Here is an 18,296-nt window from a genome sequence, read left to right as displayed (position 1 = left end):
CCTAGGTGCGGCAACGAGGGCATCGCGCGAACCTCGCTTATCGGGGTGAACCAGGCGCAACCGGCCTCGGCGACCCCGACCGGGACCGCGACCCGCTAGGAAGACTTGCCCCTTTTCACCCGTGACCGCTGTCACAGGACGGCCGAGGAGCTGTCTCTCCTGGGTGAGACGTGCAGCGGACAGGGTTCCGAGGCCGTATCGCCAGCCGCTACGATCCGAACTTCGCCTCCCCTGCTTCGTTGGACAGGTGTGCAAGAAGTTGGGGACGGTACTTGCTCGTCGCTCCGAGGAATGCGGTGCATTTCTCGTTCTGGACATGTGTCCATCTCTATTGTCTGACCACACCAGTCTCCAGGTAGGGGCTCAAGATCCGCAGGATCCAGGGCTCGGACTCGCCGAGAGGCGGGGTCTTCTCACCCGGGTGAAAAGGTTGGTCGTTCGTTCATTTCTTTGTGTGCCGACTCTTACGATGAGGCGTTCCGGCGGTCCAGAAGCGGCTGACGGATTGATCGAGAGGTAGCCGGGCCCATGGCCGGAAGCGTCATTCACGATTCGCGTCGTGGACTCCGCCACATCCTGACAGCAGCGCCGCCCGGTCCACTCCGGGCGGTCCGTGCAGCGTTCGCGTCGGTCACGTGGGAGCGGTCGTACAAGGTCCGCCTCGTCGCCACGGACACGCTGGCCATCACCATCGGTGTCACGGCCGCGTACTTCCTGCGATGGGACCAGTTCATCAGCCAGCCCGTCCGGGAGAACCTGTTCCTCCCGTACCTCGCGCTCAGCATCCTGATCGGGCTCGCCTGGGCGGGTTCCCTGGCGTTCGCCAAGACGCGGGACGTGCGGGTCGTGGGCAGCGGGCCCACCGAGTACCAGCGGGTCTTCGACGCGTCCTGGCGGCTCTTCGGGATCCTGGCGATCCTCGCCTTCCTGCTGCGCTTCCAGGAGGCCCGCGGCTACCTGATCTTCGCCTTCCCTCTCGGCCTCGCCGGGCTGCTCCTGGGACGCTACTTCTGGCGGCAGTGGCTGCACCGCAAGCGGGCCGCCGGTTCTCACCGGACCGCCGTCCTCGCGATCGGGCACCGCGACCAGGCCGAGCGCCTGATCCGCGACCTGAACGACCGGGACAGCTCCGGCTACCGGGTCGTCGCCGTGTGCACCCCGAGCGGGCGGGCCGGCGAGGGGGACGCCATCCTGGGCGTGCCCGTCCTCGGAGACCTCCGTTCGGCGGGCGAGATCGCAGCACGCGTCGGCGCAGGCTGCGTCGCGGTGAGCGGGTCGGACGCCGTGACGGCCGATGTGGTGCGCCACCTCAGCTGGGAGCTCGAGCCCTTCGGCGTCGACCTCATGCTGACGACCGAGCTGGTCGACGTCGCCGGTCCGCGCATCACGATCACCCCGGCCGAGTCGGTGTCGCTCCTGCACGTCGACGCGCCCCGGTTCAGCGGTCCCAAGTTCGTCGTCAAGTCGATCTCCGACTGGTTCGGCGCGGCGATCCTGACGTTCCTCCTGCTGCCCGTCCTGATCGCGGTCGGCCTCGCGGTGCGGCTCACGAGCCGTGGACCGGTCTTCTACTCCCAGCAGCGCGTGGGACGCAACGGCGAGACCTTCTCGATGCTCAAGTTCCGGTCCATGCGCGTCGGGTCCGACATCGACCTCACCGCGCTCGCCGCGGACAACGAGGGGTCCGGGCCGCTCTTCAAGATCCGCAACGACCCGCGCGTCACGACCGTGGGCCGCTTCATCCGTCGCTACTCGCTCGACGAGCTGCCGCAGATCTTCAACGTCCTGCGAGGCGACATGAGCCTCGTGGGGCCTCGTCCGCCGCTGCCGCGCGAGGTCAGCACGTACGAGAAGAAGGTGCGCAGGCGCCTGCTGGTCAAGCCCGGCCTGACGGGCCTGTGGCAGGTCGGGGGACGGTCCGACCTGTCGTGGGAGGAGAGCGTGCGGCTCGACGTCTACTACGTCGAGAACTGGACGCTGTTCGGCGACATCCTGATCCTGGCGCGCACGGCCAGGGCCGTGGTCTCCGGGCACGGGGCGTACTGAGCGTCGTCGGCCGGACGGGCGTGACGGGGGACACGTCCTCCTAGCACGTAACGTGGACGATTCTGAAGCGCAACACGGGATCTGGCACCATTCTCCCCATGACCACCACGACTGACGAGCGCGAAGCCCCCCCGCGTTCCAGCGGCATCGACCGCTTCTTCAAGATCACCGAGCGCGGCTCGACCATCGGCGCCGAGATCCGTGGCGGTCTCGTCACGTTCTTCGCGATGTCCTACATCATCATCCTCAACCCGATCATCCTGGGGACGGCTCCTGACGGCACGGGGCAGTTCTTGGGCGGCGGCACGGACGGCGCGAACTTCCCGATGATCGCCGCGACCACGGCGCTCGTCGCGGGCATCATGACGATCGCGATGGGCGTCTTCGCGAACTACCCGATGGCTCTCGCGGCCGGTCTGGGCCTGAACGCGGTCGTGGCCTTCACGATCGCCTCGATCCCCGAGGTCACGTGGGCCGACGCGATGGGCATCGTCGTGATCGAGGGCCTCATCATCCTCGTGCTCGTCCTCACGGGCTTCCGGGAGGCGGTCTTCCGCGCGGTCCCGGTCGAGCTCAAGACGGCGATCAGCGTCGGCATCGGCCTGTTCATCGCGCTCGTCGGTCTGGTCAACGCCGGGTTCGTCGCCGCGGGCGGTGGCACGCCGCTCCAGCTCGGCGCGACCGGCTCGCTCGCGGGCTGGCCCATCCTCGTCTTCGTGGTGGGCCTGGTCCTCATGATCGTCCTGTGGGTCCGCAAGGTCCGTGGAGCGATCCTCATCTCGATCCTCGCCGCGACCGTCGTCGCGGTGGTGATCCAGGCGATCGCCGGGGTCGCCACCAAGGGCAGCGGTGCGACGAACGGCTGGAGCCTGAACGCGCCCGAGCTCGACGGCAGCCCGGTCGCGGTACCGGACTTCGGCCTGCTCGGTCAGTTCTCCCTCCTGGGGTCGATCGAGAAGGTCGGCATCGTCACGGTCGTCCTGCTCGTCTTCTCGCTGCTGCTCGCGGACTTCTTCGACACCATGGGCACCATGGTCGCGGTCGGCGCCGAGGGCAAGCTGCTCGACGAGACGGGCAACCCGCCGAAGTCGCGCGCGATCCTCATCGTCGACTCGGTCGCCGCGGCCGCCGGTGGCGCCGCGAGCGTCTCCTCCAACACGAGCTACGTCGAGTCCACGACCGGCGTGGGCGAAGGGGCGCGCACTGGTCTCGCGGCGGTCGTGACGGGCATCGCGTTCCTGCTGGCGACGTTCCTGTCTCCCCTCGTCGCCCTGGTCCCGAGCGAGGCCGCCGCGCCCGCCCTGGTCCTGGTCGGCTTCCTCATGATGACGCAGATCACGGGCATCAAGTGGACCAACGTCGAGGTCGCGATCCCCGCGTTCCTCACGATCGCCCTCATGCCGTTCACGTACTCGATCACGGCCGGCATCGGCGCGGGCTTCCTGGCCTTCGTGGTCATCAAGCTGGCGCTCGGCAAGGTCAAGGCGATCCACCCGCTCATGTGGGTCTCGGCCGTCGCGTTCATCATCTACTTCACCCTCGACCCGATCAGCGACGCCCTGGGCGTCTGACGTACGCTCACAGGCGATGAGCACCCCGATCCTGCGCCTGACGCCGACGCTCCAGTCCTACGACTGGGGATCGAGGAGCGCGCTGCACGCGCTCCTCGGGCTGGCGCAGGACGGGGAGCCCCTCGCCGAGCTGTGGATGGGGGCGCACCCGAAGGGCCCGTCGTCGGCATCGGCCGACGGCGGGCCCTCGGCGTCTCTGGCGGACCTGATTCACGCGGACCCGCTCGCGATGCTCGGCCGACGTGTGCTCGACGACTACGGCCCGCGGCTGCCCTACCTGCTCAAGGTGCTCGCCGCGGACCGCGCGCTGTCGCTGCAGGTGCACCCGCAGCCGCACCGTGCGCGCGCAGGGTTCAACCGGGAGAACCGGCAGGGCGTCCCGCGGGAGTCGCCGGAGCGCAGCTTCCACGACGACCAGCACAAGCCCGAGATGGTCGTCGCGGTCTCGCGGTTCGAGGGCCTCTCCGGCTTCCGGCGACCGGAGCGGATCCTGGAGCTGCTGGACGGGCTGCGCGGGGACCTGGTGACCAGCATGAGAGCGGCGCTCGAGGCCCAGCCCGCCGCGGCCGGTCTGCGCGAGGCGTTCACGCTCGCACTGCGCGCGCGGACCTCTCCCGACGTCGCCGCGGACCTGGCGACGACCGTCGCCGACGTCGGGGCTCGCCTGGAGTCGGGAACGACGTCGCCCCGTGCCGACGCCACCGTGGTCTCGCTCGCGGAACAGCACCCCGGTGATCCCGGCGCCCTGGTGTCGATGATGCTCAACCGGGTCACGCTCGAGCCAGGGGAGTCGATGTTCGTCCCGGCCGGGCACGTGCACGCCTACCTGTCGGGGTGCGCGGTCGAGGTCATGTCGAGCTCGGACAACGTGCTGCGCGCCGGACTGACCACCAAGCACGTGGACGTCGAGTCGTTGCTGGCGTGCGTGAGCTATGCCCCGGGGCCTGCGGCTCGACCGCGGATCCGGCGGCTGGCCGACGCTGCGTCGAGGAGCCACGACCTGCCGGCGGTGGACGGCGGGCTGCGCGAGTACCGGGCGTCGATCGCGGAGTTCGCGCTGGTCATGGGGGCGGTGAGCACGGTGGACGCCGAGGCCGTGGCTCTGCCGACCGAGGGGCCGCGGATCGTCCTCGCCCTGGACGGTCTCCTCGAGCTGGGGCGGGCAGAGGCGGACGGAGGTTCGCCCCGTGGCGCGGACGGGCGGGTGTCCCTGAGGCCGGGCGAGTCGGTCTTCGTCCCGCACGACGCCGGTGCGCTGGACGTGCGAGGAGTGGGCGACCTGGTGGTCGCCTACGTGCCGTGATCTCGCTCACTCCCCATTTCATTACTTAAGGTAATGAGTTAAGGTAAAGAGATGCCTCCCGCGGAACAGACCACGCCCTCGTCCCCCACGAAGGCGCAGTGTCGGCCCGCGACCCTCGGCGGTGACCTCCGCGTGGCCCTCACGCGCGTCTCGCGCGCCCTGCGTTCCCAGCGCGGTGGTGCCGACCTGCCCGAGGGCCAGTTCGGCGTCCTGACGGTGCTCCACAAGCACGGCGCGATGACCCCCGGCGCACTCGCGACCCACGAGCGCATCCGCCCGCCGTCCATGACCCGCACCGTGAACGCGCTCGTCGAGCTGGGCCTCGTCCACAAGCTCGAGCACGACACCGACAAGCGGCTCGTCATGGTGGCCCTCACCGAGGCCGGCGTCCTCGAGGTCAAGGAGACCCGTCGGCGCCGCGACGCGTGGCTCACCCAGCAGCTGACCGACCTGACCCCCGACGAAAGAGAGACCTTGGCCCGCGCCAGTGACCTGTTGACCCGGATCGCCGCCCGATGAGCGCGACGTTCTCCTCCCTCAAGTACTTCAACTACCGCCTCTGGTTCGGGTCCGCGCTCGTCGCGAACATCGGCACCTGGATGCAGCGCATCGCGCAGGACTGGCTCGTCCTGACCGTCCTGACCGCGAACTCCGGCGTCGCCGTCGGCGTCATCACGGCGCTCCAGTTCGCGCCTGTCCTGGCGCTGTCCGCCTGGGCGGGCGTCCTCGCGGACCGGTTGCCCCGCCGCAAGATGCTCATGGCCACCCAGGGCGCCTCGGGCTTGCTCGCGCTCGGGCTCGGCGCGCTCGTGCTCTCGGGGCACGTCGAGCTGTGGCACGTCTACGGCTTCGCGCTCGCGCTCGGGTGCGTGTCCGCGCTCGACGGCCCGGTGCGCCAGACGTTCGTCGCGGAGATGGTGCCGAGCGACAAGCTGTCGAACGCCGTGGGCCTCAACAGCGCGTCGTTCAACGCGGCCCGGTTGATCGGCCCCGGCGTCGCCGGCCTGCTCATCGCCGCGGTGGGCACGGGCTGGGTCTTCATCATCAACGGCATCAGCTTCGGCGCGACCATCTTCGCGCTGTCGCGCATGCGGACCCGGGAGATGCACAAGCTGCCCAGCGCCTCGCGCGAGAAGGGGCAGATCCGTGAGGGCATCCGGTACGTGCGCGGCCGCTCCGACATCATCGTCATCATGGTCGTCCTGAGCGTCGTGTCGACCTTCGGGCTCAACTTCCAGCTCACGTCCGCGATGATGGCGCGCGTCGAGTTCGGGATGGGCGCGGGGGAGTACGGCATGCTCGGGTCGATCCTCGCGATCGGTTCGCTCACGGGAGCCCTGATGGCTGCCCGCCGGGAGCGGCCGCGCGTGCGGCTCGTGATCGGGTCGGCGTTCGGCTTCGCGATCGCGACCGGGGTCATGGCGCTCATGCCGAGCTATACGACGTTCGCGATCGCCTGCATCCCCGTCGGGTTCATGTCGCTGACCATGATGACCGCGGCCAACACGACCATCCAGATGACGACCGACCCCGTGATGCGCGGACGCGTCATGTCCCTGTACATGATCGTGTTCCTGGGTGCGACGCCCGTCGGTGCACCGATCGTCGGCTGGATCGCCGAGGCCTACGGGCCCCGCTGGGCGATCGGGATCGGCTCCATCACGGCACTGCTCGTCTCCGTGGGGGCCGCGATCTGGGCCATGCGGAACTGGAAGTTCACCGTCAGCTATCGCGTGACCCAGCGCCCGCACCTCCTGGTCACCTATCCCGAGGGCGGTGCGGCCCGCCGGGTGGGGGCTCGCGGCGAGACGCGCAGCCGGCTCGGCGTGGACGACGCGGAGGACGCCGCGACGGCGGCATGACGGCTCCCGGCCCGACGGCGCCGCTCGCCTGCAGACGTCACGTCCCCGACGACGTCGCTCGGCCCGGAACGCACGACGCCCGCCCCGCCGTTCGTCGGCAGGGCGGGCGTCGTGCGTCGACGGTCAGGCCAGGGCGTCGACGACGAAGTCGATGCTTCGGGTGAGCAGCTCGACGTCCGCCGGCTCGATCGCGGGGAACATCCCGATGCGGAGCTGGTTGCGCCCGAGCTTGCGGTAGGGGAACACGTCGAGGATCCCGTTGGCACGCAGGGCGGCGATGACCTGTGTCGCGTCGATCGACTCGTCGAGGTCGATCGTCCCGACGACCGTGGACCGGTCCTCGGGGCGCGTCACGAAGGGGGTGGCCCAGTCGCGGGAGTCGGCCCAGGAGTAGAGGGTCCGGGCCGACGACGCGGACCGGGCGCTCGCCCACGCGAGGCCGCCCTGCTCGTTGAGCCAGTCCACCTGCTCGGCGAACGTCACGAGCGTCGCGACCGCCGGGGTGTTGAGGGTCTGGTCCTGGCGGGAGTTCGTGATCGCCGCGCCGAGCGAGAGGAACTCGGGGACCCAGCGGTCACCGGACTCGATCTCCTGGGCGCGCGCGACGGCGTCGGGCGACATGATCGCGACCCACAGCCCGCCGTCGGACCCGAAGACCTTCTGCGGCGCGAAGTAGTAGACGTCCGTCTCCGCGAGGTCGACCGGGAGGGCGCCCGCGCCCGACGTCGCGTCGACCAGGGTGAGTGCCCCCTGCTCGCGGGAACCCGCGACACGGCGCACGGGGGCCATGGCCCCCGTCGAGGTCTCGTTGTGGGGCCAGGCGTAGACGTCGATCCCGTCCGCGGCCTCGGGGACGGCGACCGACCCCGGGGGAGCGGTGATGACCTGCGAGGCCTCGAGGAAGGGTGCACGCGTGGTCGCGGTCGCGAACTTGGCGCCGAACTCGCCGAACGCCGCGTGCTGGGCGCGCTCGCGCACCAGGCACAGCGTCGCGACGTCCCAGAACGCCGACGACCCGCCGTTGCCCAGGACGACCTCGTAGCCCTCCGGGGCGTCGAACAGGTCGGCGAGGCCCGACCGGATCCGACCGACCAGGGACTTGACCGGTGCCTGACGGTGGGAGGTCCCCAGCAGGGACGTGCCCGCCTTCGTGAGCGCGCGGACCTGCGCCTCGCGAACCTTGGACGGGCCGCAGCCGAAGCGGCCGTCGCTGGGCAGCAGGTGCGGGGGGACGGTGATCTGGGTGGGCTCAGGCACGGGGCAACGATAGTCCGGCCTGGCGCGAACACCGCTCGCCGTCCACAATGTCGGTGGCTCGGACCTAAACTAGTGGTCAGCGGCCCGCCGGTGCGGCAGGTGCCCCCAAGCCCCCAAGCGACAGGAGCGCGACGTGACCGACCTGATCGACACCACCGAGATGTATCTGAAGACGATCTATGAGCTGGACGAGGAGGGGATCGTCCCTCTGCGTGCGCGGATCGCGGAGCGGTTGGGTCATTCGGGTCCGACGGTCTCGCAGACGGTGGCGCGCATGGAGCGTGATGGTCTGGTCGTGGTGACCGGGGACCGTCATCTTGAGCTCACTCCTGAGGGTCATGCGAAGGCGCAGCGGGTGATGCGTAAGCACCGGTTGGCGGAGCGGTTGCTGACGGACGTGATCAAGCTCGACTGGGAGTTCGTGCACGTCGAGGCGTGCCGGTGGGAGCACGTGATGAGCGAGCTCGTGGAGAAGCGGTTGATCGGTCTGCTGGACCACCCGCACCACGACCCGTACGGCAACCCGATCCCGGGCCTGTCGGAGCTGGGCGAGGACATCGTGGAGATCGAGTACCTCGACGGGGTCGTGTCGCTGCCCGCGTACGTGGCCGCGGCCGACCGTGCCGGGCGCGCCCCCGGGGCGCTGCGCGTGGTCGTGCAGCGCATCGCCGAGCCCCTGCAGACCGACACGGACCTGCTCGCGCGCCTGGCGGCCGCGGGCATCCTGCCCCGCCAGGAGGTCACGATCACCCCCGAGGCCGGGTCGTACACGGTTTCCGCGCAGGGCGCCGAGACCGTCCTGGACCTGCCCGACGACGTCGCGCGCCACCTCTTCGTCACCGCACCCTGACCACCACCCACCCCAGCACACCCCCACCGCCCCGCACCCCCTCCCCGGGGCACGGGGCGTCGTGGATTCCGGCCGCATGAGGCGAGGGCGCCGCCGTGCCCGAGGCAACGGTCTTGTGCCGGTTCGTCCCGTCGTCCCGGGGGGCTCCGGGGCGTCGTGATGGGAACGTGACATTCACCCCAGGGTCGTGTACGTTCGGTTCTGCTTCACGGAAGACTCATTCGTCGAAGCCCTCGCGCGGAACGCCTAACCCTGTCACCGCGAGAGGAACACCACGACCCGCTGACAGGGACGGGGGACCCAAATTCGGGTACCGGCAACGGTGCCCTTGGGGTGAAGCCAGAAGGACCTCGGTCCGGACGGCCGGGTGATTCTCCCACCCGAACCCGACAGCTGACCTCGCAGGCGTCCAGGAGAGGTATCCAGTGAACGCAGTGACGAACGGCGCACGCCATCGTGCAGCACGGCGCCCGCTTTCCACCCTTGCTTCGGCGGCGACGGCTTCCTCCGTCGGCCGCCGCACCGCTGTCGTCGCTGCCTCGTCGGGACTCATCGTCTCGATGCTGGGCGGTACGGCTGCCAACGCAGCGCCGGTCGAGCAGGACTCGACCAAGCTCAACACGGTCGACCTGAACGCGCTCACGGCCCAGGCCCGCGCTGCGCTCGAGTCCGCCCCGGCCGTCACGGTCGCCGCCGAGGCCGGCTTCGCGATCGAGAGCGCGGCCGTCGCCGTGACCCCGGCGCCGGAGCCCGTCGTCGAGCGCGTCGTCCAGACGCGCGCCACGCAGACCCCGTCGCGCTCCAACGAGCGCACCTCCGTCGCCGCCACCACGGCGACCACCGAGACGGCTGCGGCCGTCCAGGTCCCCGCCTCGGCAGCCGGCTCGTCGATCGTCTCGATCGCCAGCCGCTACGTGGGCGTCCCCTACGTCTACGGCGGCACGTCGCCCGACGGCTTCGACTGCTCGGGCTTCACCCAGTACGTCTTCGCCCAGGCCGGCATCAGCCTGCCCCGCACCTCGAGCGGCCAGGGCAGTGTCGGCACCAAGGTCTCGCGCGCCGAGGCCCAGCCCGGCGACCTGATCTGGACCCCCGGTCACATCTCGATCTACGCCGGTGACGGCATGCAGATCGACGCGCCGCGCCCCGGCAAGACGATCCAGATCCGTCAGATCTGGCAGTCGAACCCGACGTTCATCCGCGTCGCCTGAGACCACCCTGGACGAGCGGAGAACCTGCCGCCACCCAGCTGAGAACCCCGTCCTTCCGCTTCGTGCGGGAGGGCGGGGTTTCTTGCGTCAGCCGTGCCTCGCGGCGTGCGCGTGCCGGTGTGACTTTGCCAGTTCTTTCGATAGGTTTGTCTCAGGATGGACGTTTGCCCTCGGAAGGAGACGGAACCATGACCCGTGCGGAGATCGTGCTCGTCGGAGTCGACGGATCGACCCCCAGCCTGCACGCGCTGGACTGGGCGGCCGCGTACGCCCGCCAGGTCGGTTGGCCACTGCACGTCGTGTGCTCGTACTCGCTCCCCTCCTTCACCGCGGCCTCGCTCGACGGCGGCTACGCGGCGCTGGACGACACCGCGATCCAGGAGGGGGCCAAGGCCGTCCTCGCCGAGGCCACCCAGCGTGCCGAGGCCGCGGGCGTGAGGACGACCGCCGCGATCGCCACGGGCGACGCCGCCGGGGTGCTCGTCGAGCTCTCGAAGGACTACGGCCTGGTCGTGGTCGGCACGAGGGGACGCGGAGGCTTCACGGAGCGTCTCCTGGGCACCGTGTCCTCGGCGCTCCCCGCCCACTCGAGGTGCCCCACGGTCGTGGTGCCGCTCAAGAACGGACCGGGCGACGACGACACGCTTCCTGCCGTCAATCCGCTCAAGCGGATCGTGGTGGGCGTCGACGGGTCGCCGTCGGCAGACATCGCGCTCCGGCACGCGATCAAGCAGGCCCGGGCATGGGGGGCCGAGCTCGTCGCGGTGGCGGGCGTCCCCGTGGGTGCGGGAGCGGGGCTCCTCGCGTGGCTGCCGGCCTCGATCGACCACCAGCAGGTGCTCGACGACATCACCGAGGGACTCAACGTCATCGTGGACAGGCACGAGGCCGAGAACCCCGACGTCACGATCAAGCGCATCGTGCTCGACGGCACCGGTGCTGAGCTGCTCACGGAGTTCTCGACGGCGTCGGACCTCATCGTGGTCGGCTCGCGCGGGCGCGGCGGCTTCACGGGACTTCTCCTGGGGTCGACGAGTCAGGCGGTGCTGCACCACTCGGCGTGCCCGGTGATGGTCGTGACCAAGCGCTGCGAGGACGACTCGGCACCGACGGTGGACGACCAGGCCCGCTGACCGTCGTCGAAGGACCCGTCCGAGCGGGCGTGACCTCGAGGTCGCGCCCGCTCCGGCACGCCGGGGCTCCTGGGTCAGTTGCGCGTCCGGTACAGGTGCATCGTGATCGGGGCGAAGATCGCCGTGAGCACGACCGAGGCCAGGAGCACCCAGCCGATCTGGTCGAACGTCGCCGTGCCGGCCATCAGGGCCCGCACCGCGGTGGCCAGGTGGCTCACGGGGTTGATCTCCGCCCAGGCCTTGAGCCCCGAGGGCATCGTGTCGGGGTTCACGAAGATGTTCGACGCGAACGTCAAGGGCATGAGGACGAGCATCGAGACGCCCATGACGGCGTTGGGCGTCCGCATGACGAGGCCGAGGATCGTGAAGATCCAGCTGATCGCGAACGCGAACACCAGCAGCAGGGCCACGGCCAGCAGGACGCCGACCACACCGCCGTCGGGCCGGAAACCGATCGCCAGCCCCAGCCCGACCGTGATCGCCGAGGCGATCGTGTAGCGGACCGTGTCGCCCAGGAGCGCCCCGACGATCGGGGCGGGGCGCCAGATGGGCAACGAGCGGAATCTGTCGAAGACGCCCTTGGTGATGTCGGTGTTGAGCGTGAAGCCCGTGTAGACCGTGATGATCAGGACGGTCTGGACCAGGATCCCGGGCAGCAGGTACTGCAGGTACGTCTCGGGGTCACCGGCGATCGCGCCGCCGAACAGGTACGTGAACATGAGCGTGAAGATGATCGGCGTGAGCGTGACGTCGAAGAGCTGCTCCGGTACGTGCTTGATCTTGAGCAGCGCCCGCCACGCGAACGTCAGGGTGTTCGCGAGCGGCGAGGGTCGCGTCGGGTGCTGGTCGATCGCGATCGCCGCGCGCAGGACCTGCGCCTCCGGCGTCGTGATCACCTCGGTCTGAGTCGCGGCCATCAGGCCACCTCCCCGTTGCTGGTGCTGTCGTTGCTGTGACGGAGGCCGTCCCGGGGGCTGCCGTCGGCGCCCGGGCCGTTGCCCTCGGCACCCGGGCGATCGTCGTCGTCCTCGTCGACGGGCTGCCCCGTGAGGGCCAGGAACACCTCGTCGAGGCTCGGCTGCCCCAGCGTGAACTCGGGCACCGCGATCCCGGCGTCCGCGAGCGCGGGCAGGAGCTGCGCCGCGAGGTCCGCGCCGTCGTCGGGCACGCGGGCGGAGAACGCGTACGGGTCCTGGGCGAGCGCGACCTCCGCGCCGAGCACCCGCTCGACGATCTCCGCTGCCCGGCCGCGGTCGCCCGACGAGGCCAGGCGCAGTGTCACCGAGCCCTCGCCGACCGAGCGCTTGAGCTCGGTCGCGGTGCCCTCCGCGATGACCTTGCCGTGGTCGATCACCGCGATCCGGTCCGCGAGCTGGTCGGCCTCCTCGAGGTACTGGGTCGTGAGCAGGACCGTGGCGCCGTCGGCCACGAGGACGCGGACGATGTCCCACACCTGGTTGCGGCTGCGGGGGTCCAGGCCGGTCGTGGGCTCGTCGAGGAACAGCACGCGCGGGCTCATGACGAGGCTCGCGGCGAGGTCGATGCGGCGGCGCATGCCGCCCGAGTACGTCTTGACGGGCCGGTTCGCCGCCTCGGCGATGCCGAAGGCCTCCATGAGGTCCAGGGCCCGGCGCTTCGCGGCGAGCGTCGTGAAGCCGTACAGGCGCGCGATGACGACGAGGTTCTCCGCGCCCGTGAGGTCCTCGTCGACCGAGGCGTACTGGCCGGTGAGCCCGACGAGCGAGCGGACGGCGTCGGGCTGGGCGAGGACGTCGTGGCCCAGGACGTGGGCCGTGCCCGCGTCGGGACGCAGGAGGGTCGTCAGCATGCGGACGGCCGTGGTCTTGCCCGCGCCGTTGGGGCCCAGGACGCCGTAGACGGTGCCGGTCGGGACGGCGAGGTCGATCCCGTCGACGGCCCGGGTCTCCTTGAAGTGCTTGACGAGGCCGCGGGCCTCGATCGCGAGATCTGGTGCGCTGGTCATGCGTGCTCCCTCGGTGGGTGGTGCACGGGTCTGTCCAGTGTTCGACCGCTCGGGGCGTGGGAACTCATCGGTGCCGTGGGCGGCCGGGCGAGACCTCCATCATGCGACGACGGGCGGCCGCGGACCAGGGGTCCGGGGCCGCCCGTCGGGAGCCATGCGGTGAGGACGTGTCAGACGAGCGTCAGGCCGCAGCCTTCTCAGCCGCTGCGAGCAGCACGCACGTCGCCACGCCGTCGATCGCGACCCGGACCTCGTCGAGCGGGGGCAGGGTCGGGGCGAGGCGGATGTTGGCGTCGTGGGGGTCCTTGCCGTACGGGAAGGTCGCGCCCGCGGGGGTCAGGGCGATCCCCGCCTTCTTGGCGAGCTGGACGACGCGCGCCGCGGTCCCGGGCACGACGTCGAGCGACACGAAGTAGCCGCCGAGCGGCGCGGTCCAGGACGCGCCGGAGCTCGTCCCCAGGCGCTCGCGCAGGATCGTGTCGACGGCCTCGAACTTGGGCGCGATCACGTCCCGGTGCTTGCGCATGTGGGCGCGCACGCCCTCGGCGTCGCCGAAGAACTGGGCGTGGCGGAGCTGGTTGATCTTGTCCGGGCCGATCGACTGGGCCGCGAGGTGCTTCTTGTACCAGGTGATGTTGGCCGGGGAGGCGCCCATGAACGCGACGCCCGCTCCGGGGAACGTGATCTTGGAGGTCGAGGCGTAGAGCAGCACGCGGTCCGGGTTCCCGGCCTCGGCGGCCAGGGCCAGGGCGGGCGCGGACTCGGTCTCGACGTCCGTGAGGTGGTGCACCGCGTAGGCGTTGTCCCACATGATGCGGAAGTCGGGGGCTGCGGCGGGCATCGAGACGAGGCGCTCGGCGACCTCGCGCGAGACCACGGACCCGTCCGGGTTCGCGTAGGTCGGCACGACCCACATGCCCTTGATGCTCGGGTCGTCCGCGACGAGCGCGGCGACGGCCTCGGCGTCGGGACCGTCGGCCGTCATGGGGACCGTGACCATCTCGATGCCGAACGCCTCGCACAGCGCGAAGTGGCGGTCGTAGCCCGGCACGGGGCACACGAAACGCACCTTCTCCTCGCGCGACCAGGGACGCGGCGAGCCGGGCAGGCCGAACAGCATCGCGAACGCGAGCGTGTCGTGCATGAGCGTGAGGCTCGCGTTGCCGCCCGCGAGGAGCTGGGCGACGGGCACGTCGAGGAGCTCGGCGAAGATCCGGCGGATCTGCGGCAGGCCGTCGAGCCCGCCGTAGTTGCGCACGTCGGTGCCGTCGGCGTCCGTGACCGTTCCTGCGCCCGGCAGTGCCAGGAGGGCGTCGGAGAGGTCGAGCTGCTCGGCGGAGGGCTTGCCGCGCGTCAGGTCGAGCTTCAGGCCGAGGGACTGCAGGTCGGTGTAGGCCTGCTGCCACTCGGCGAGGCGGGTGGAGGTGTCAGAGGCAGGAGTGGTCACCCTCCGGACTCTACCGATCTGCGGCGAGCTGCGTCAGTGCGTCACGCAGAGCGGCCATCCCGAGGTCGAGGTCTGGACGGTCGATCACGAGCGGGGGTGCGAGGCGGATGGTCGAGCCGTGCGTGTCCTTGGCCAGGACGCCCCGCGCGAGCAGTGCTTCGCACAGGTCCCGGCCCGTCCCACGGGCCGGGTCGAGGTCGATCCCCGCCCACAGCCCGACGCCTCGGACACCGGTCAGCAGCCCGTCGTCGACCAGGCTCGCGAGCCGAACGTGCAGGTGCGCCCCCAGGTCGCGGGCGCGCGCCTGGTGCTCGCCCGTCTCGAGGAGGCCGACGACCGCGAGGCCCACCGCGCACGCGAGCGGGTTGCCGCCGAACGTCGACCCGTGGGTCCCGGGTGTCAGGACGCCCAGGACGTCGCTGCTGCCGACGACCGCCGACACGGGCACGACGCCCCCGCCGAGCGCCTTGCCGAGCGTCACGAGGTCCGGTTTCACGTCCCAGAGCTCGCACGCGAGCGTGGTCCCGGTCCGGCCGAGCCCGGACTGGATCTCGTCCGCGATCAGCAGGACGCCACGCTCGTCGCACACGCGGCGCAGGGTCGGCCAGTAGTCGTCCGGGGGCACGACGACGCCGGACTCTCCCTGGATCGGCTCCATGAGGACGGCCACGGTGGTCTCGTCGATCGCGTCGGCCACGGCTTGCGCGTCGCCGTAGGGCACGAGGCGGAACCCGGGCGTGAACGGGTCGTAGCCGTCCCGCGCGTCGGGGTCGTCGGAGAATGACACGATCGTCGTGGTGCGCCCGTGGAAGTTCCCGTGCCCGACGACGATGCTCGCCCGCCCGGCCGGCACGCCCTTGACCTCGTAGCCCCACTTGCGGGCGATCTTGATCGCGGTCTCGACGGCCTCGGCGCCGGTGTTCATGGGGACCATCATCGGGGTCGCGCCCGGGCCGCCGCCCTTGACCAGCGGACCGACGAGTCGCGTCAGACGGTCCGCGAACGGGTGCAGCAGGTCGTGGTCGAAAGCACGCGAGGTCAGGGTCACGCGTCCGAGCTGCTCGGTCGCCGCCTCGATCAGCGCGGGGTGGCGGTGCCCGAAGTTCAGCGCCGAGTACCCGGCGAGCAGGTCGAGGTAGCGCCGACCGTCGACGTCGGTGACCCAGGCGCCCTCGCCCGTCGCGATCGTCACGGGCAACGGGTGGTAGTTGTGCGCGAGGTGGTCGGTCGCGCGGGACGAGGCCTCCACGTCGATCGGCTGGACCGTGCTCATGAGCGGATCTCCAGCGTGCAGCACTTGGCGCCGCCGCCGCCGCGCAGGAGCTCGGAGGTGTCCACGGCGATCGTCTCGTAGCCGCGCTCCGAGAGCGCTCCGGCGAAGTGGGTCGCGGCGGGGGTGTGGACCACGTGGAGACCGTCGCTCACGGCGTTGAGCCCGAGCACCAGCGCGTCGGCCTCGGTCGCGTGGTGCGCGTCGGGGAACCGCTCGGCCAGGAGCTCCTGGGACGCGGGCGAGAAGGCCGGCGGGTAGTACGCGAGGTCCACGGTCACGTCGGCTGCGGGGCGGGGCGCACCGGGGCGCGGTGGGTCGGCGGGGTGAGCGGCGCCGTCGGGCTGGGGCGCGAGGAACGGCGGCGGCGTACCGCCCGGCGCGACGCGTGGAGCGCCCTCGCTGCCGCGCAGGACGACGAGCGCGGTGTCGAGGTGGTAGAAGCGCGGGTCGACGAGCTCGAGCGTGACGACCTCGCGGTCCCAGAGGCTCGCGGCCTCCTGGTGCGCGCTGCGCTCGGTGCGGAACCCCGTACCGGCCAGGACGACGTCGCCCGCGACGAGGAGGTCGCCCTCGCCCTCGTTGACGTGGTCGGCCGAGTGGGTCACGTACCCGCGGTCGGCGAACCACTTGAGGTAGGCCGGCCCCTCGGGGGCGCGCTCGGGGTGGCGGAACAGCGCCGAGTAGACGAGGCCGTCGACGACGGTCGCGCCGTTGGCCGCGTAGACCATGTCGGGCAGGCCGGGCTCGGGGTCGATCTGCTCGACGCGGTGCCCGAGGTCGAGGAAGACGTCGCGCAGGCGCTCCCACTGGGAGACGGCGAGCGCGGTGTCGACCGGCAGCGCGCGGTCCATCCACGGGTTGATCTCGTAGCTGACCGTGAAGTACGTGGGGCGGCACATCAGGTAGTGCCGGGGGACCTGCGTGGGTCCCGGGGTGCTGGTCGTCATCTGCGCCTCTGTCTGGTCCGGTGCGGGCGTGGGACGTGCGACGGTGCGGGGTGTGCGTCGTTGCACGGTGACTGCTGAGCGACTGCCGGTCCCGGGGTGCGAGCGCCGCCGGGCCTTCCCGTCACTGTACGACCTGGACGGTATCTCGCGCGGGCTCCGCAACCTGATCGAGATCCGGGGTTGACTATCGATACGTCAACGATATATCTTTAACTCATCGACGCGGAGAGTGCGGACAGACCGCACGGCGTCGAGGACCCGGATGCCAGGCCGAGGGCCCGTCGGAGACACCGACGAGAACCCGCCCGCACCCGCCCCCGAGCCATCGCTCGGCACGCCCCTGCGGAGGGGCACCCACAGACACACACGGACTCGTCAGGAGACACCCCATGCGTACCCCCCACCAGCACCCAGATGCTTCCCGCCCGCCCCGCGACCGCTCCGGCCGCGCAGGCACCTTCGACCCCTCCGAGGGCCGACCCCGTCGCCGACGCGACGACTTCCCCCGGCCCGAGGGCTTCGGACCCGACGTCGGGGGCGACTTCCCCGGCGGCCCGCGCGGTCGTCGAGGCGGTCGTCCTGACGGCACCGGTCGTCCCGACGGTTCCGGTCGTCCCGACGGGCACCACGACGGTCATCACGACCACCCAGGTCACCACGGCCACGACGAGCGGTTCGACGACCGCTTCGAGGGCCGCGGCCCCCGCGGGCACCGCGGCGGTCCGGGAGGCGGCCCCGGTGGCGGCCCGCGCGGTCGCGGACACCGTGGCCCCGGCGGTCGTGGACCGGGCGGTCGTGCCGGACGCGGCGACATCCGTGCCGCTGTCCTGCTCCTCCTCGCTGAGCAGCCCATGCACGGCTACCAGGTCATCCAGGAGATCGGCGAGCGCACCTCGGGTGCGTGGCGGCCGAGCCCCGGGGCGATCTACCCGGCGCTGAGCCTGCTCGAGGACGAGGGCCTCGTGACCATCACGGCCGAGGGCGGGCGCAAGCTCGCGAGCCTCACCGACGACGGTCGCACCTACGTCACCGAGCACGCCGACGAGCTCGGCACGCCGTGGCAGGATGCCGCCGACGGCGGCGTCCGCCCGGCCCGTCAGCTCCGCGGCGCGCTCCAGCAGGTCGCCGAGGCGCTCCGGCAGGTCGCGCGGTCCGGTTCGGACGAGCAGACGGCCCAGGCCGTGGCGCTCCTCGAGCGCACGCGCCGCGAGCTCTACCTGATCCTCGCGGGCCCGGCCGAGACGCCCGAGCCGCAGGCACCGGCGGCCGAGACGCCGCCGACCCCGGAGTCCCCGACCCCGGAGGCCTGACCCCCACGGTGCCGAACATGCGGTTGGCGTCGGAATCCAGTCGGATTTCGACGCCAACCGCATGTTCGGCCGACGCCAACCGCATGCTGGGCACCGGCACCG

The 18,296-nt window shown here is 71.1% G+C and carries 15 protein-coding genes and 1 riboswitch; of the genes, 9 read left to right on the top strand and 6 right to left on the bottom strand.

From position 1 onward, the window contains the following. Positions 1 to 528: 528 nt before the first annotated feature. From JOD48_RS16390 to JOD48_RS16370, 5 genes are all read left to right on the top strand, one after another. Positions 529 to 2,046, top strand: a complete 1,518-nt coding sequence (locus JOD48_RS16390; RefSeq protein ID WP_204809813.1) for a sugar transferase — start codon at positions 529 to 531, stop codon at positions 2,044 to 2,046. A 98-nt stretch (positions 2,047 to 2,144) separates the two neighbouring features. Beyond that, entirely contained in the window at positions 2,145 to 3,617 is a 1,473-nt protein-coding gene (locus JOD48_RS16385) for an NCS2 family permease (RefSeq protein WP_191789493.1), read from the top strand. A 16-nt stretch (positions 3,618 to 3,633) separates the two neighbouring features. Beyond that, positions 3,634 to 4,920 carry a mannose-6-phosphate isomerase, class I gene (manA, locus tag JOD48_RS16380; RefSeq protein ID WP_204809812.1) on the top strand — a complete coding sequence of 429 codons (1,287 nt, stop codon included), beginning with the start codon at positions 3,634 to 3,636 and terminating at the stop codon, positions 4,918 to 4,920. 51 nt (positions 4,921 to 4,971) lie between these two features. After that, positions 4,972 to 5,439: a MarR family winged helix-turn-helix transcriptional regulator gene (locus JOD48_RS16375; protein ID WP_204809811.1), complete on the top strand. Its 468-nt coding sequence runs from the start codon at positions 4,972 to 4,974 to the stop codon at positions 5,437 to 5,439. Beyond that, entirely contained in the window at positions 5,436 to 6,782 is a 1,347-nt protein-coding gene (locus tag JOD48_RS16370; RefSeq protein WP_191789490.1) for an MFS transporter, read from the top strand. The genes JOD48_RS16375 and JOD48_RS16370 overlap by 4 nt, the downstream gene beginning before the upstream one ends. A 123-nt stretch (positions 6,783 to 6,905) precedes the next feature. Here the strand turns inward: JOD48_RS16370 and serC are convergent, their stop codons facing one another. After that, positions 6,906 to 8,039, bottom strand: a complete 1,134-nt coding sequence (gene serC, locus JOD48_RS16365; protein WP_307824205.1) for a phosphoserine transaminase — start codon at positions 8,037 to 8,039, stop codon at positions 6,906 to 6,908. Positions 8,040 to 8,172: 133 nt separating this feature from the next. On the opposite strand from serC, the gene JOD48_RS16360 reads away from it, so the two are divergent. From JOD48_RS16360 to JOD48_RS16350, 3 genes are all read left to right on the top strand, one after another. Beyond that, the gene (locus JOD48_RS16360) at positions 8,173 to 8,889 is read left to right on the top strand and encodes an iron-dependent transcriptional repressor DtxR (protein WP_204809810.1); all 717 of its coding nucleotides are present in this window, start codon (positions 8,173 to 8,175) and stop codon (positions 8,887 to 8,889) included. A 260-nt stretch (positions 8,890 to 9,149) separates the two neighbouring features. Beyond that, positions 9,150 to 9,312, top strand: a riboswitch (cyclic di-AMP (ydaO/yuaA leader). A gap of 2 nt (positions 9,313 to 9,314) precedes the next feature. After that, positions 9,315 to 10,100, top strand: coding sequence for a C40 family peptidase (locus JOD48_RS16355; protein WP_191791076.1), 786 nt, complete (start codon positions 9,315 to 9,317; stop codon positions 10,098 to 10,100). A 188-nt stretch (positions 10,101 to 10,288) separates the two neighbouring features. Continuing rightward, positions 10,289 to 11,233 (top strand): universal stress protein, encoded by a 945-nt coding sequence (locus JOD48_RS16350; RefSeq protein ID WP_191791075.1) that lies wholly within the window; start codon positions 10,289 to 10,291, stop codon positions 11,231 to 11,233. A gap of 74 nt (positions 11,234 to 11,307) precedes the next feature. Here JOD48_RS16350 and JOD48_RS16345 read toward each other — a convergent pair whose 3' ends face one another. From JOD48_RS16345 to JOD48_RS16325, 5 genes are all read right to left on the bottom strand, one after another. Continuing rightward, positions 11,308 to 12,150, bottom strand: a complete 843-nt coding sequence (locus tag JOD48_RS16345; protein WP_191791074.1) for an ABC transporter permease — start codon at positions 12,148 to 12,150, stop codon at positions 11,308 to 11,310. Further along, on the bottom strand, positions 12,150 to 13,217 hold the full coding sequence (locus tag JOD48_RS16340) for an ATP-binding cassette domain-containing protein (RefSeq protein WP_204809809.1): 1,068 nt from the start codon (positions 13,215 to 13,217) through the stop codon (positions 12,150 to 12,152). The genes JOD48_RS16345 and JOD48_RS16340 overlap by 1 nt, the downstream gene beginning before the upstream one ends. 181 nt (positions 13,218 to 13,398) lie before the next feature. Then, positions 13,399 to 14,664: an aspartate aminotransferase type Ic gene (locus tag JOD48_RS16335; RefSeq protein WP_307824204.1), complete on the bottom strand. Its 1,266-nt coding sequence runs from the start codon at positions 14,662 to 14,664 to the stop codon at positions 13,399 to 13,401. Between the two features lie 10 nt (positions 14,665 to 14,674). Beyond that, a complete protein-coding gene (rocD, locus tag JOD48_RS16330; protein WP_204809808.1) occupies positions 14,675 to 15,937 on the bottom strand; it encodes an ornithine--oxo-acid transaminase in 1,263 nt (420 codons plus the stop codon). Then, positions 15,934 to 16,884, bottom strand: coding sequence for a dimethylarginine dimethylaminohydrolase family protein (locus JOD48_RS16325; protein WP_204809807.1), 951 nt, complete (start codon positions 16,882 to 16,884; stop codon positions 15,934 to 15,936). The genes rocD and JOD48_RS16325 overlap by 4 nt, the downstream gene beginning before the upstream one ends. Before the next feature lie 389 nt (positions 16,885 to 17,273). On the opposite strand from JOD48_RS16325, the gene JOD48_RS16320 reads away from it, so the two are divergent. After that, entirely contained in the window at positions 17,274 to 18,194 is a 921-nt protein-coding gene (locus JOD48_RS16320; RefSeq protein WP_204809806.1) for a PadR family transcriptional regulator, read from the top strand. Positions 18,195 to 18,296 lie beyond the last annotated feature (102 nt).

The sequence above is a fragment of the Oerskovia paurometabola genome, from assembly GCF_016907365.1.
Taxonomy (GTDB): domain Bacteria; phylum Actinomycetota; class Actinomycetes; order Actinomycetales; family Cellulomonadaceae; genus Oerskovia; species Oerskovia paurometabola.
The sequence above is the reverse complement of the archived record's forward strand: the minus strand, read 5'-3'. Positions and strand labels throughout refer to the sequence as shown.

Coding starts and splice junctions, on each gene's coding strand:
- JOD48_RS16390 (WP_204809813.1), top strand. CDS start 529: ATGGCCGGAAGCGTCATTCACGATTCGCGTCGTGGACTCCGCCACATC.
- JOD48_RS16385 (WP_191789493.1), top strand. CDS start 2,145: ATGACCACCACGACTGACGAGCGCGAAGCCCCCCCGCGTTCCAGCGGC.
- manA (WP_204809812.1), top strand. CDS start 3,634: ATGAGCACCCCGATCCTGCGCCTGACGCCGACGCTCCAGTCCTACGAC.
- JOD48_RS16375 (WP_204809811.1), top strand. CDS start 4,972: ATGCCTCCCGCGGAACAGACCACGCCCTCGTCCCCCACGAAGGCGCAG.
- JOD48_RS16370 (WP_191789490.1), top strand. CDS start 5,436: ATGAGCGCGACGTTCTCCTCCCTCAAGTACTTCAACTACCGCCTCTGG.
- JOD48_RS16350 (WP_191791075.1), top strand. CDS start 10,289: ATGACCCGTGCGGAGATCGTGCTCGTCGGAGTCGACGGATCGACCCCC.
- JOD48_RS16345 (WP_191791074.1), bottom strand. CDS start 12,150: ATGGCCGCGACTCAGACCGAGGTGATCACGACGCCGGAGGCGCAGGTC.
- JOD48_RS16340 (WP_204809809.1), bottom strand. CDS start 13,217: ATGACCAGCGCACCAGATCTCGCGATCGAGGCCCGCGGCCTCGTCAAG.
- rocD (WP_204809808.1), bottom strand. CDS start 15,937: ATGAGCACGGTCCAGCCGATCGACGTGGAGGCCTCGTCCCGCGCGACC.
- JOD48_RS16325 (WP_204809807.1), bottom strand. CDS start 16,884: ATGACGACCAGCACCCCGGGACCCACGCAGGTCCCCCGGCACTACCTG.
- JOD48_RS16320 (WP_204809806.1), top strand. CDS start 17,274: ATGCGTACCCCCCACCAGCACCCAGATGCTTCCCGCCCGCCCCGCGAC.